The sequence below is a fragment of the Pseudomonas sp. NPDC007930 genome (assembly GCF_042958985.1).
Taxonomy (GTDB): domain Bacteria; phylum Pseudomonadota; class Gammaproteobacteria; order Pseudomonadales; family Pseudomonadaceae; genus Aquipseudomonas.
In genome coordinates, this window is record NZ_JBIBKC010000012.1 from 86,377 (window position 1) to 99,868 (window position 13,492).

Sequence of the window (13,492 nt, forward strand, 5' to 3'; positions counted from 1 at the left end):
GGAGGGCTGGATATAGGTGGGCCGGCGCGTGGCGGGTTGCGGCTGACCGGCGGTCGTTGTGGCGGTTGGCCCTTTGCGATGCGCGCAGTGCTGGCCAGTACCCAAAAAAAAGCCCCTCCGAAGAGGGGCTGTTTACCGCATCACTCGTCGAGGAACGAGCGCAGGTGTTCGCTGCGGGTCGGGTGGCGCAGCTTGCGCAGCGCCTTGGCCTCGATCTGGCGGATCCGCTCGCGGGTCACGTCGAACTGCTTGCCCACTTCCTCAAGGGTGTGGTCAGTGTTCATGTCGATGCCGAAGCGCATGCGCAGTACCTTGGCTTCACGGGCAGTGAGGCCGGAGAGCACTTCGCGGGTCGCTTCCTTGAGGCTTTCAACGGTGGCCACGTCGATCGGCGACTGCATGGTGCTGTCTTCGATGAAGTCACCCAGGTGGGAGTCTTCATCGTCGCCAATGGGGGTTTCCATCGAGATCGGCTCTTTGGCGATCTTCAAGACCTTGCGGATCTTGTCTTCAGGCATCTCCATACGCTCGCCGAGCTCTTCAGGGGTAGGCTCGCGGCCCATTTCCTGAAGCATCTGGCGGGAAATACGGTTCAGCTTGTTGATCGTCTCGATCATGTGCACCGGAATACGGATGGTGCGCGCCTGGTCGGCGATCGAACGGGTGATCGCCTGGCGGATCCACCAGGTGGCGTAGGTCGAGAACTTGTAGCCGCGGCGGTATTCGAACTTGTCCACCGCCTTCATCAGGCCGATGTTGCCTTCCTGGATCAGGTCGAGGAATTGCAGGCCGCGGTTGGTGTACTTCTTGGCGATCGAGATCACCAGGCGCAGGTTGGCCTCGACCATTTCCTTCTTGGCGCGGCGGGCCTTGGCCTCACCGATGGACATACGGCGGTTGATGTCCTTGATCTCGGCGATCGACAGGCCGGTTTCCTGCTGCAGTGCCACGAGTTTTTCCTGGCAGCGCTGGATGTCGCCCTGCAGGCGCGCGATGGCCTCGGCGTACTTGGCCTTGCCGCCGGCCAGTGCCTCGGCCCAGCCGGTGTCGACTTCGTTGCCCGGGAACGAGCGCAGGAAGTCGGCGCGCGGCATGCGGGCATCACGCACACACAGTTGCATGATGGCGCGTTCTTGCTGGCGCACGCGGTCGAGCGAGCCACGTACCTGCTCCACGAGGTTCTCGTATTGCTTTGGTACCAGCTTGATCGGCATGAACAGTTCGGCCAGGCCGAGCAGCTCAGCCATGCCTTCCTTGCTGTCACGGCCGTGCTTTTTCAGCACCTTGACGGTGATCGCGAGCTGGTCGGCGACCGCGCCGAAACGCTGGCGGGCCACTTCTGGGTCCGGGCCGCTTTCGGTTTCTTCTTCGTCGTCGCTGCTTTCTTCGTCTTCTTCGTCGTCGTCCTTCTCGGCGGCCGGGGCTGCCTTGGGGTCGACCGGCGCGGGAGGCTCGGAAGGGTCGGCAATGGCGTCGTCAGGGTCGATGTAGCCGCTGAGCACGTCGGACAGGCGGCCACCTTCGGTGGTCACGCGGTCGTATTCGCTGAGGATGTGGTCGACCGTGCCCGGGAAGTGGGCGATCGCGCTCATCACTTCGCGGATGCCTTCCTCGATGCGCTTGGCGATTTCGATTTCGCCTTCGCGGGTCAGCAGCTCGACCGTGCCCATTTCACGCATGTACATGCGCACTGGGTCAGTGGTGCGGCCGATGTCGGTTTCCACCGCGGCGAGGGCGGCTGCGGCCTCCTCGGCCGCGGCTTCGTCGGTATCAGCCTCGGCCAGCAGCAGGGCATCCGCATCCGGGGCACTCTCGAATACGTTGATCCCCATGTCGTTGATCATGCGGATGATGTCTTCCACCTGTTCCGGATCTGAAATATCCTCCGGCAGGTGGTCGTTGACCTCCGCGTAAGTCAGGTAGCCCTGCTCACGACCGCGGGTGATCAACTCTTTGATACGAGATTGCTGTTGCGCTTTTCCGGACATAACACCCTATCCACTTAGGTCTTGGCGGGCAAAAAACAAGCCGAGGATTATACCTGAGCTGTGACCTCACACGCCACTTGAGGTCGGGGTTTGTGCGTTCGCCTTGCTGTTCAGGAGGTTGCGCAGGTGGTCTTTTTCCTCTGCGCTGAGTTGCTGGCCCTGGCGGGCCTTGTTGAGCAGCAGCTCGAGGGCGCGCTCACGCTGGCGCGCCGACAAGCTGGTTATGGTGTCGAAAAACTGTTGTTCAAGGTTGTCGGCATCGATCAACCACTCCTTTTCCGCTAATGCGGTCAGCAAACGGCCCTGATCGGTGCCATGCCAACGCGCAATCAATTGTAATGAGCGTAGCTGAGGATTTTTTTGCAACGCCTCTAGCAGCGCCACCAGCAACTGCGAGTACACGTGATTTTCATCCGCGAAATGGCTGGCATCCTCGACTTTCGCCGCCAGTTGCGGGTGGTGCAGCAAACTGCGCAGTGCGCTCAAGACTGGGGTTTCGACGCTCGTTGGCGGCCTGGGGGCACGCGGTTCGAAATCCCGTTGGCGGTTACCGCGTTGCCAAGGCTTGTTGCCGTCCTTGCTCCAAGGTTTGCCGCCGTCTTTGTTCCAGGGCTTCTTGCCCTCACGGCCAGCACCGTAGCCGGCCGCTGCGGGCGCCGGGTCAGGGTAGGCCGGGGTGTAGTCACCCGGCCCGTCGAAATCGATCCCACTGTGGTAATCGGCGCCGTCTGGCGCCGGCTGTAGGGCTGGCGCCGCGCTTTGCGACAGGCGGTCCATCGCCTCGGCATTGAGCCCGGTGATCTGCGCCAGGCGGTTGCGCATCAGCGCCTTCAAGTTGGCACCGGGAATGCGTTCGATCAGCGGGCTGGCCAGCGTGGCCATGTGGGCCTTGCCTTCCAGCGAGCGAGGGTCGGCCTCTTCGGTGAGCTGCTGGAAGAAATAATCCGCCAGCGGCTGCGCCTGTTGATGAATGCGCGCGCGGAAGGCATCCAGGCCTTCGGCGCGTATCAGCGTGTCGGGGTCTTCGCCTTCAGGCAAAAACAGAAACCGCGCCTTGCGCCCGTCTTGCAGGCTCGCCAGGGTTGCTTCCAGCGCCCGCCAGGCGGCATTGCGGCCAGCCTGGTCGCCGTCGAAGCAGAACAGCACGTTGGGCACCAGGCGGAACAGCCGCTTGAGGTGCTCTTCACTGGTGGCCGTACCCAAGGTCGCCACCGCGTTGCGCAGGCCTTGTTGGGCCAGCGCGATCACGTCCATGTAGCCTTCGACCACGATGATCTCATCGAGGTTTCGATTGTGTTTGCGTGCCTCGTACAGGCCGTACAGCTCCTGGCCTTTATGGAACACCGGGGTTTCCGGAGAGTTCAGGTATTTCGGTTTGTCGTCGCCCAGTACCCGGCCGCCAAAGGCGATCACCCGGCCGCGGCTGTCGCGGATCGGGAAGATCACCCGGTCACGGAAGCGGTCATAGCGCTTGCCGGTGTCGGCATTTTCGATCAGCAACCCGGCGTCGATCATCACCTTTTGCTGCAAGGTGTCGGCGCCCAGGTGCTTGAGCAGGTTGTCCCAGCCCGGCGGCGCCAGGCCGAGGGCGAAGTCGCGGGCGATCTCGCCCGACAGCCCACGGCCCTTGAGGTAATCCACCGCGGCCCGGCGTTGCGGGTGGCTTTTCAGCGCCTGGCGGTAAAATTCCGCAGCGGCGGTGAGCAGCGGGTACAGCGGTGAGTCGGTCGGCTGGCGTGGCTTGCTGCCGCGCCGGCCTTCCTCGCGCGGCACTTCCATGCCGGCGGCCTTGGCCATGTCTTCGACCGCCTGGGGGAAATCCAGGTTGTCGTGGTCCATCACGAAGCCCAGCGCGTTGCCCCCGGCGCCACAGCCGAAGCAGTAATAGAACTGCTTGTCGGGGCTGACGGTGAAAGACGGGGTTTTTTCCTTGTGGAACGGGCAACAGGCCGAGTAGTTCTTGCCGGTTTTCTTCAGTTGCACCCGTGCACTGACCACATCGACGATGTCGGTACGGTTGAGCAGGTCGTCAATGAAGCTTTGTGGAATCAGCCCGGCCATGGGGGTTCCTTCAGGCAGCGAGGCAGGGTGCGGTCGCCTGCCAGAGGGCCGGCAAGGGCGGGTAAAGCAGGTAACGCGGCGGGCCAAACAACAGGCTGGGCCATGGGCCAGCAGTTAATTCAGCACAATTGCCAACGGCCCGGCTTTTGAGGGCCGGGCCGGGGAAAAGCTTGCTACGTACGGCTGTATTAGTACAGGCGAACGGCGCGGCGCTGTTCGCGCTGGACTTTCTTGGCGTGACGCTTAACGGCAGCAGCAGCTTTGCGCTTGCGCTCAGCGGTCGGCTTTTCGTAAAACTCGCGGCTACGAACTTCAGCCAGTACACCGGCTTTTTCGCAGGAGCGCTTGAAACGACGCAGAGCTACGTCGAAGGGTTCATTCTCTTTAACTTTGACGGCTGGCATCCAGAGCTACCTTCATTCATTACCGGGGGCAACGTACCCCATGGCGAAAAAGCGCTCTCTGGATACGTCGGTTTTAAGGGTTGCGAATAGTACCCTTAGAACAAGGGCTTTGCAAAGCCTCTGATCGAAAACCGCTGGTCGGTTCGCCAGGTGGCGACTATCATGCGCGGCTTCGACACGAGCTAGGGCCAGGGCCTCACACCCCCATGCTAGTACTGGGTTTGGAAACATCCTGCGACGAAACCGGCGTCGCGCTCTACTGTAGCGAGCGCGGCCTACTGGCCGACGCGCTATTCAGCCAGATTGACCTGCACCGTGTCTACGGTGGCGTGGTGCCCGAGCTGGCTTCGCGCGATCACGTCAAGCGCATGCTGCCGTTGATCCGCCAGGTGCTGGCCGACGCCGGCTGCGTGGCCTCTGACGTCAACGCCATCGCCTACACCGCCGGCCCTGGGCTGGTTGGCGCGCTGCTGGTGGGGGCTTCCTGCGCGCAGGCGCTGGCCTTTGCCTGGGGCGTGCCGGCGTTGGGCGTGCACCATATGGAAGGCCACCTGCTGGCGCCGATGCTCGAGGTCCAGCCGCCGAGCTTCCCGTTCGTCGCGCTGTTGGTGTCGGGCGGCCATACCCAGTTGGTGCGGGTCGACGGCATCGGCCAGTACCAGTTGCTGGGCGAGAGCCTGGACGACGCCGCCGGCGAAGCCTTCGACAAAACCGCCAAGCTGATGGGCCTGCCGTACCCCGGCGGCCCGGAAATCGCCCGGCTGGCCGAGCAGGGCACGCCGGGGCGCTTTGTGTTCCCGCGGCCGATGACCGACCGCCCAGGGCTGGATTTTTCCTTCAGCGGGCTGAAGACCTTCACCCTCAACACCTGGCAAGCCTGCCAGGCGGCGGGGGACACTAGCGAACAAACCCGTTGCGACATCGCCCTGGCGTTCCAGCAGGCAGTGGTCGAAACCCTGGCGATCAAGTGCAAGCGCGCGCTCAAGGCCAGTGGGCTGAAGCACCTGGTGATCGCCGGCGGCGTGAGCGCCAACCAGGCCCTGCGCGCCGCCCTCGAAGAAATGACCAGCGCCCTCAAGGGCGGGGTGTTCTACGCCCGGCCGCGCTTTTGCACCGACAACGGCGCGATGATCGCCTACGCCGGCTGCCAGCGCTTACTCGCCGGCCAGCACGAAGGCCTGGGGATTCAAGTGCACGCGCGCTGGCCGATGGAGCAGTTGCCGGCGCTTTAGAAGTGCCGCTCGCGGCCGGCGAAGAGGTCGCGCAGGTTGGCCCGGTGGCGCCACACGATGAGCAGCGTGAGCAGTGTCATCGGCAGCAGTGCCTCGTGGGCTTGCCAGGCCAGCAACGGCAGGGTGAGCGGGGTGGCCAGCAGGGAGGCCAGCGAGCTGGTGCGGCTCAGGTAGAACGCCAGCAGCCACACCGCCGCGGCGAGCAGCAGGGCCGGTGGGTACAGCCCCAGCAGCATGCCGGCGGCGGTGGCCACGCCCTTGCCGCCGCGAAAGCGGAAATACAGCGGAAACAAATGCCCCAGCACCGCGCACAAACCGACCCAGGCCTGCTCCTGCAGCGACAGCCCCAGCCATTTGCCCAGCAGCACCGGCAGTAAACCTTTGGCCAAGTCGCCGAACAGTGTGAGAATGGCGAGCCGTTTGCCAGCCAGGCGCAGCATGTTGGTGGCGCCGGCGTTGCCGGAGCCGGCCTCGCGAGGGTCGGGCTTACCCGCCAGGCGGCTGAGCACGATGGCGAACGACAGCGAGCCGAGCAGGTAGGCGAACAGTGCCAATAGCCAAAACATGCTTATATTCCGGGCGGTGGACGCCTGATTCTAACGGCGCCCGGCGCCCTTGTCGTGCAGTGGAGTGAAACGCTTGGACAACGTGTTCATCGAAGGCCTGGAGGTCGACACCGTGATCGGCGCCTATGACTGGGAGCGGGAAATCCGCCAGTGCCTGCGCCTGGACCTCACCTTCGCCTGGAACAACCGCCCGGCCGCCGCCGGCGATGACCTCACCCTGGCGCTGGACTACGCCAAGGTCGCCGAGCGCACCCAGGCCTTTGCCGCCGAGGCGCGGTTTATCCTCGTCGAAACCTTCGCCGAGCGCCTGGCCGAGGTGCTGATGGGCGAGTTCGGCATTACCTGGATGCGCCTGAAGCTGACCAAGCCCGGCGCGGTCGCCGCGGCCCGTGGCGTGGGTGTGGAGATCGAGCGCGGATGCCGCTGACACGGGTTTACCTGGGGGTCGGCAGCAACATCGACCGCCACCAGCACATCAGTGCCGGGCTCGATGCCCTGGCCGGCTTTCTTCAGCAACTGCAATGCTCGCCGGTGTTCGAAAGCCAGCCGGTGGGTATCCGCAGCGGGCCGTTCTACAACCTGGTGGTCACCGCGCTCACCGACCTGCCACTGATGACGCTCGACCGCAAGCTCAAGTTCATCGAGGCCGATAACGGCCGTTATGCACCTGACCGGGTAGGCCTGCCGCTGGACATCGACGTGCTGATGTACGGCGAGCAGGCCGGCACCTTCGACGGCCTGGTGTTGCCGCGGGCGGAGATTCTCAAGAATGCCTTCGTGCTCTGGCCGCTGAGCCTGATCGCCCCCACGGTGGCGCACCCCGAGGTGGGCAAGCCGTTCGAGCAGTTGTGGCGCGAGGCGAACATCGCCCAGCAGCTGGCGCCGGTGCCGTTCAGTTGGCGGGGGCTGGAGTTGACCCCGCGGGATCTGTAGGGGCTACTGGCCCATCGCCCGGCACAGCCGGAGTGCCGGACCACGGCCTCCCACCAGATGATGTGTTGTGCTTGATTTCCGGGACAATGCACATCTGGTGGGAGGCCGGCTGTGCCGGGCGATGGGCCCTACAGCCTGGCCACCACCTCCAGCCGCGCCTGCTTCAGCGCCTCTCCCAACGCCTGCCCCTTGAAGCCTTGGGCAATCAGCTGCTGCGCATCCACCGCCCTGACCGCCTCGGCGGCCTGGGCTAACCGCCCAGCCTCGCCCAAGGCACCCGGCAGCAGCGCCAGCGCCGCCAAAAACGCCTCCAGCCGCTGTGGCCGGCGCAGGATGTCGAAGTGCTGCAGCATCTCCAGTAATGCTTCCGGGCCCAGGCTGCGCGCCTGCCGTGCGGCGCCGGCATAGCGCTGCAGCAGCACCGCCAGCTCCTGGCAGTCGCGAGGTACCTTGAAGCGCTCGCACAGCTGCGCCACCGCCTCGTCACCCAGCCCGTACAGCAGGCAGGCCCAGCGCACGGGCAACGGCTGCCCACTGGCCGCGGCGCGCTCCAGTACCGCGGCGCGTTCGGCGTTCCAGGCCAGCCCGGGCATCAACTCCGGCAGCGCGGCGCAGGCGGCCAGCACCTCGATGAACACCTGCGGGCTGGGCTCCATCAGCGCCCGGGCGATTTCTTTCCAGCTGCGTTCGGCGGTCAGCGCCTGCAGCTCGCCTGACTCGCTGAGCTGGCGCATCAGTTCCAGGGTGGCCGGCGCCACGCTGAAGCCCAGCTCGGCGTAGCGCGCGGCGAAGCGCGCCACCCGCAACACGCGCAGCGGGTCTTCGGCAAAAGCTGGGGCTACGTGGCGCAGCAGGCGGTGTTGAAGGTCCTGCTGGCCGTGGTAGGGGTCGATCACCTGGCCCTGGGCATCTTCGGCCATGGCGTTGATGGTCAGGTCGCGGCGGGCGAGGTCTTCTTCGAGGGTCACTTCGGGGCTGGCGTGGAAGGTAAAACCACCGTAGCCGCGGCCGCTTTTGCGTTCGGTGCGGGCCAGGGCGTATTCCTCGCCGGTGCTCGGGTGCAGGAACACTGGGAAGTCCGCGCCCACCGGGCGGTAGCCCAGCGCCTGCATCTGTTGCGCGCTGGCGCCCACCACCACCCAGTCGATATCGGTTACGGGCCGGCCGAGCAGGCGGTCACGCACCGCCCCGCCGACTTTGTAGGTTTGCATGTAAAGCCTCCATCAGGGCGCACAGCATACGCCCCGGGAGGGTCAGAGATGAACCACGGCCATGTCCATGCGGCCGTAGTCACCGTCATTGTTGTCGGTGCGTGGCGGCATATGGTGGGTTTTGGTGACCTGCTCGCCCTGCACGGTTTCAAGGTGCACGTCGAAGCCCCACAGCCGGTGCAGGTGGCGCAGCACGTCTTCGGTGGACTCGCCCAGCGGTTTGCGGTTGTGCTGGAAGTGGCGCAGCGTCAGCGAACGGTCGCCGCGGCGGTCGACGCTCCAGATCTGCACGTTCGGCTCGCGGTTGCCCAGGTTGTACTGGGCGGCCAAAGCCTCGCGGATGGTCCGGTAGCCGTCTTCGTCGTGGATGGCCGGCACCAGCAGGTCATCGCGCTGGTCGTCGTCGAGAATGCTGAACAGCTTCAGGTCGCGGATCACCTTCGGCGACAGGAACTGCAAGATGAAGCTCTCATCCTTGAAGCTGCCCATGGCGAACTTCACGGTCGACAGCCAATCGCTGCCGGCGATGTCCGGGAACCACTTGCGGTCTTCGTCGTCGGGGTTTTCGCAAATGCGGCGGATGTCGCGGAACATCGCGAAACCCAGCGCATAGGGGTTGATACCGCTGTAATAGGGGCTGTCGTAGCCGGGCTGGTAAACCACGCTGGTGTGCGACTGCAAAAACTCCATCATGAAGCCATCAGTGACCAGGCCTTCGTCGTAGAGGTCATTGAGCAAGGTGTAGTGCCAGAAGGTCGCCCAGCCTTCGTTCATCACCTGGGTTTGCCGCTGCGGGTAGAAGTACTGGGCGATCTTGCGCACGATGCGCACCACTTCACGCTGCCAAGGCTCGAGCAGCGGGGCGTGTTTCTCGATGAAGTACAGGATGTTTTCCTGGGGCTCGTTGGGGAAGCGTGCTTCATCGGCCTCGTGGGACTTTTCCGCGCTGCGCGGGATGGTCCGCCAGAGGTCGTTGATTTGCCGCTGCAGGTGCTCTTCGCGCTCCTTTTGCCGGCGCCGTTCTTCTTCGGCCGAAATAGGGTACGGCCGCTTGTAGCGGTCTACCCCGTAGTTCATCAAGGCGTGGCAAGAGTCGAGCAACTCTTCTACCGCGTCGATGCCGTGGCGCTCTTCGCATTGCATGATGTACTGCTTGGCGAACACCAGGTAATCGATGATCGAACTGGCGTCGGTCCAGGTGCGGAACAGGTAGTTGCCCTTGAAGAAGCTGTTGTGGCCATAGCAGGCGTGGGCGATCACCAGTGCCTGCATGCACATGGTGTTTTCTTCCATCAGGTAGGCGATGCACGGGTCGGAGTTGATCACGATTTCGTACGCCAGGCCCATCTGCCCGCGGGTGTAGGACTTCTCCGTGCTCAGGAAGTGTTTGCCGTAGGACCAATGGTGGTAACCCAGCGGCATGCCGACAGAGGCATAGGCGTCCATCATCTGTTCGGCGGTGATCACTTCGATCTGGTTGGGGTAGGTGTCGAGCGCATAGCGCTCGGCGATGCGGCTGATCTCCCGGTCGTAGGTTTGCACCAGCTCGAAGGTCCATTCCGAGCCAACGGACAACGGTTGGCGTTTCTGCTCTTTAGCGGTCATGTCACTAACCTGCGCTGGAAGAGTTCACGGAAGACCGGGTAAATATCCGCGGCCGTGACCAGTTGCTGCTGGGCGAAGGTGTCGGCGAACTGTTCACCGATGCGCTCATACTCGAACCACAGCGCCTGGTGCTCCCTGGGGGTAATTTCGACGTAAGTGTAGTACTGCACGAACGGCATGATCTGCTTGGCGAGGATCTCCCGGCAGATGGGCGAGTCGTCGTTCCAGTTGTCACCGTCGGAGGCTTGCGCCGCATAGATGTTCCATTCGTTGGCCGGGTAACGCTCGTGCATGATCTCCTGCATCATCTTCAGGGCGCTGGAGACGATCGTGCCGCCGGTTTCCCGCGAATAAAAGAACTCCTCTTCGTCGACTTCCCGGGCACTGGTGTGGTGGCGGATGAACACCACTTCGATCTTGTCGTAGTTCCGCTTGAGGAACAGGTACAAGAGAATGAAAAAGCGCTTGGCGATGTCTTTGGTGGCCTGGGTCATCGATCCGGACACGTCCATCAGGCAGAACATCACCGCCTTGGAACTGGGGTTGGGGTGCTTGACCAACAAGTTGTACTTGAGGTCGAAGGTGTCGAGGAACGGCAGCCGGTTGATCCGCGCGCTGAGGCGTTCGATTTCTGCCTCCAACGCTTTGATGTCGCCGAAGTTGTCGGGCTCTTCGATGCGCAGGCGTTCGAGTTCGGCCTTGGCTTCGCGCAACTTGGCGCGGCTGCTGCCGCTCAGGGCGATGCGCCGGGCGTGGGCCGAGCGCAAGGTGCGGACAATATTGATACGGGACGGGTTGCCTTCGTTGGCGATGCCGGCGCGCACGGTTTTGAAGGTGTCCATGCCGGCCAGATTGCGTTTGACCAGGTTGGGCAGTTCGAGGTCTTCGAACATGAATTCGAGGAATTCTTCCTGGGTGATCTGGAACACGAACTCATCCATGCCTTCGCCGGAATTGCCCGCCTTGCCCTTGCCGCTGCCACCACCGCCGCCACCTTGGGGGCGCGGAATGTGTTCGCCCGCAGTGAATTCCTTGTTGCCGGGGTGCACGATCGTTTGCTTGCCGCCGCGGCCGTGGTGCAGCACGGGTTCGTCGATGTCGCGGCCGGGGATGCTGATCTGTTCGCCGTGCTCCATGTCGGTGATGGAGCGCCGGCTTACAGCCTCTTCGACCGCCTTCTTGATGTGCTCACGGTAACGCCGCAAAAAGCGCTGGCGGTTCACCGTGCTCTTGTTCTTGCCGTTCAGGCGTCGGTCGATCACGTAGGACATAGGCCCCTCCGGGGTAGCCCGAGGCATCAGGCCTCAAGCTGCAAGTACGTGGTCAGGCACACGCCGGCAACTGCCGCCGGCGTGTGCCTGAGGCTTGCCGCTTACTGCGATTTGCGTACCCGCAGATACCATTCGGACAGCAAGCGCACCTGCTTCTCGGTGTAGCCGCGTTCGACCATGCGCGTGACGAAGTCGTTGTGTTTCTTCTGGTCCTCTTTGCTTGCCTTGGCGTTGAAGCTGATAACCGGCAGCAGGTCTTCGGTGTTGGAGAACATTTTTTTCTCGATCACCACCCGCAGTTTTTCGTAGCTCAGCCACGCCGGGTTCTTGCCGTTGTTGTTGGCACGGGCGCGCAGCACGAAGTTGACGATCTCGTTGCGGAAATCTTTCGGGTTGCTGATGCCGGCCGGTTTTTCGATTTTCTCGAGTTCTTCGTTCAGCGCCACCCGGTTGAGGATTTCGCCGGTTTCCGGGTCGCGGTATTCCTGGTCCTGAATCCAGAAGTCTGCGTACAGCACGTAGCGGTCGAAGATATTCTGGCCGTACTCGCTGTAGGACTCGAGGTAGGCAGTCTGGATTTCCTTGCCGATGAACTCGATGTAGCGCGGCGCCAGGTACTCCTTGAGGAAGCGCAGGTAGCGTTCACGCACTTCGGCAGGGAACTGCTCCTGTTCGATCTGGTGTTCCAGTACGTACAGCAGGTGCACCGGGTTGGCCGCCACTTCGTGCGGGTCGAAGTTGAACACCTTGGAGAGGATCTTGAACGCGAAGCGGGTCGACAGGCCGTTCATGCCTTCGTCGACGCCAGCCGAGTCGCGGTACTCCTGGATCGACTTGGCCTTGGGGTCGGTGTCCTTGAGGTTCTCGCCGTCGTACACGCGCATCTTCGAATAGATGTTGGAGTTTTCCGGCTCTTTCAGCCGCGACAGCACGGTGAACTGGGCGAGCATCTTCAGCGTGTCGGGCGCGCAGTGCGCCTGGGACAGCGAGCTGTTCACCAGCAGTTTGTCGTAGATGCGGATTTCATCGGCCACGCGCAGGCAGTACGGCACCTTGACGATGTAGATCCGGTCGATGAACGCCTCGTTGTTCTTGTTGTTGCGGAAGGTGTGCCACTCCGATTCGTTGGAGTGCGCCAGCAAGATCCCCGAATAGGGAATCGCGCCGAGCCCTTCGGTGCTGTTGTAGTTGCCTTCCTGGGTGGCGGTGAGCAACGGGTGCAGCACCTTGATCGGTGCCTTGAACATTTCGACGAATTCCATCATGCCCTGGTTGGCACGGCACAGCGCGCCGGAATAGCTGTAGGCGTCGGCGTCGTTCTGCGGGAATTCCTCGAGCTTGCGAATATCGACCTTACCGACCAGGGCGGAGATGTCCTGGTTGTTTTCATCGCCGGGTTCGGTCTTGGCAATGGCCACCTGGTTGAGGATGGACGGGTACAGCTTGACCACTTTGAACTGGCTGATGTCGCCGCCGAATTCGGCCAGGCGCTTCGACGCCCACGGCGACATGATCGAGGTCAGGTAACGGCGGTCGATGCCGAAGTCTTCCTCGAGGATCAGCCCGTCTTCGGCCGCGTTGAACAGCCCCAGGGGCGATTCGAACACCGGCGAGCCCTTGATCGCGTAGAAGGGCACCTTTTCCATCAACTGTTTGAGTTTTTCCGCCAGGGACGACTTACCGCCGCCCACCGGGCCGAGCAGATAGAGGATTTGTTTCTTCTCTTCCAGGCCTTGGGCGGCATGGCGGAAATACGACACGATCTGCTCGATGCAGTCTTCCATGCCGTGGAAATCTTTGAACGCCGGGTAACGGCGAATCACCTTGTTGGAGAAAATCCGCGACAGCCGCGAATTGGTCGAGGTATCGACCAGCTCCGGTTCCCCGATGGCCATGAGAATACGTTCGGCCGCCGAAGCGTACGCGCTGCGATCCCTCTTGCAGAGCTCGAGGTATTCCTGCAGCGATAGTTCTTCCTGACGAGTGGTTTCGAAACGTTGCTGGAAGTGGCTAAAAATACTCATGGACGCGTCACCTCGCTCGATACGTGGAGCCGACGCCGGATCACTCAGCCGATGCTGGCGAATGGGTGTTCCCTCCACCCATTCGTTTTCCCCCAGTGCACCTTAAGTCGCTACCGGTGACCCGCGCGCCGGTGTACCGGCTCTCCCCTGTTCTGGATGGCCTGAAATTAAGAATAGATGGTTATCCGAGAGTTCAA

General features: G+C 62.8%; 11 protein-coding genes. 3 read left to right on the forward strand and 8 right to left on the reverse strand.

Going from position 1 to position 13,492, the window contains the following annotated elements; translation table 11 throughout:
• Positions 1-140 precede the first annotated feature (140 nt).
• The 3 genes from rpoD to rpsU all read right to left on the reverse strand — a co-directional run bounded on the left by rpoD (position 141) and on the right by rpsU (position 4,453).
• Positions 141-1,988, reverse strand: coding sequence for an RNA polymerase sigma factor RpoD (rpoD, locus tag ACFZCE_RS21115; RefSeq protein ID WP_390942465.1), 1,848 nt, complete (start codon positions 1,986-1,988; stop codon positions 141-143).
• A gap of 66 nt (positions 1,989-2,054) precedes the next feature.
• The gene (gene dnaG / locus ACFZCE_RS21120) at positions 2,055-4,049 is read right to left on the reverse strand and encodes a DNA primase (RefSeq protein WP_390942466.1); all 1,995 of its coding nucleotides are present in this window, start codon (positions 4,047-4,049) and stop codon (positions 2,055-2,057) included.
• 188 nt (positions 4,050-4,237) lie between these two features.
• Positions 4,238-4,453, reverse strand: coding sequence for a 30S ribosomal protein S21 (gene rpsU, locus ACFZCE_RS21125; RefSeq protein ID WP_003255575.1), 216 nt, complete (start codon positions 4,451-4,453; stop codon positions 4,238-4,240).
• A gap of 206 nt (positions 4,454-4,659) precedes the next feature.
• Between rpsU and tsaD the strand changes: the two genes are divergently transcribed.
• A complete protein-coding gene (gene tsaD / locus ACFZCE_RS21130) occupies positions 4,660-5,685 on the forward strand; it encodes a tRNA (adenosine(37)-N6)-threonylcarbamoyltransferase complex transferase subunit TsaD (protein ID WP_390942467.1) in 1,026 nt (341 codons plus the stop codon).
• On the opposite strand, the gene plsY is transcribed toward tsaD, so the two are convergent.
• Positions 5,682-6,251: a glycerol-3-phosphate 1-O-acyltransferase PlsY gene (plsY, locus tag ACFZCE_RS21135; protein ID WP_390942468.1), complete on the reverse strand. Its 570-nt coding sequence runs from the start codon at positions 6,249-6,251 to the stop codon at positions 5,682-5,684. The two genes, tsaD and plsY, sit on opposite strands and share 4 nt — an antisense overlap.
• 73 nt (positions 6,252-6,324) lie before the next feature.
• Between plsY and folB the strand changes: the two genes are divergently transcribed.
• Positions 6,325-6,678: a dihydroneopterin aldolase gene (gene folB, locus ACFZCE_RS21140; protein ID WP_390942469.1), complete on the forward strand. Its 354-nt coding sequence runs from the start codon at positions 6,325-6,327 to the stop codon at positions 6,676-6,678.
• Positions 6,669-7,184 carry a 2-amino-4-hydroxy-6-hydroxymethyldihydropteridine diphosphokinase gene (folK, locus tag ACFZCE_RS21145; RefSeq protein ID WP_390942470.1) on the forward strand — a complete coding sequence of 172 codons (516 nt, stop codon included), beginning with the start codon at positions 6,669-6,671 and terminating at the stop codon, positions 7,182-7,184. Before folB ends, folK begins: the two co-directional genes overlap by 10 nt.
• Before the next feature lie 128 nt (positions 7,185-7,312).
• Here folK and ACFZCE_RS21150 read toward each other — a convergent pair whose 3' ends face one another.
• From ACFZCE_RS21150 to ACFZCE_RS21165, 4 genes are all read right to left on the reverse strand, one after another.
• Positions 7,313-8,395, reverse strand: a complete 1,083-nt coding sequence (locus tag ACFZCE_RS21150) for a multifunctional CCA tRNA nucleotidyl transferase/2'3'-cyclic phosphodiesterase/2'nucleotidase/phosphatase (RefSeq protein ID WP_390942471.1) — start codon at positions 8,393-8,395, stop codon at positions 7,313-7,315.
• 42 nt (positions 8,396-8,437) lie between these two features.
• On the reverse strand, positions 8,438-10,000 hold the full coding sequence (locus tag ACFZCE_RS21155; RefSeq protein ID WP_390942472.1) for a SpoVR family protein: 1,563 nt from the start codon (positions 9,998-10,000) through the stop codon (positions 8,438-8,440).
• The gene (locus ACFZCE_RS21160) at positions 9,997-11,271 is read right to left on the reverse strand and encodes a DUF444 family protein (protein ID WP_390942473.1); all 1,275 of its coding nucleotides are present in this window, start codon (positions 11,269-11,271) and stop codon (positions 9,997-9,999) included. The genes ACFZCE_RS21155 and ACFZCE_RS21160 overlap by 4 nt, the downstream gene beginning before the upstream one ends.
• Before the next feature lie 101 nt (positions 11,272-11,372).
• The gene (locus ACFZCE_RS21165) at positions 11,373-13,295 is read right to left on the reverse strand and encodes a PrkA family serine protein kinase (protein ID WP_390942474.1); all 1,923 of its coding nucleotides are present in this window, start codon (positions 13,293-13,295) and stop codon (positions 11,373-11,375) included.
• Positions 13,296-13,492 lie beyond the last annotated feature (197 nt).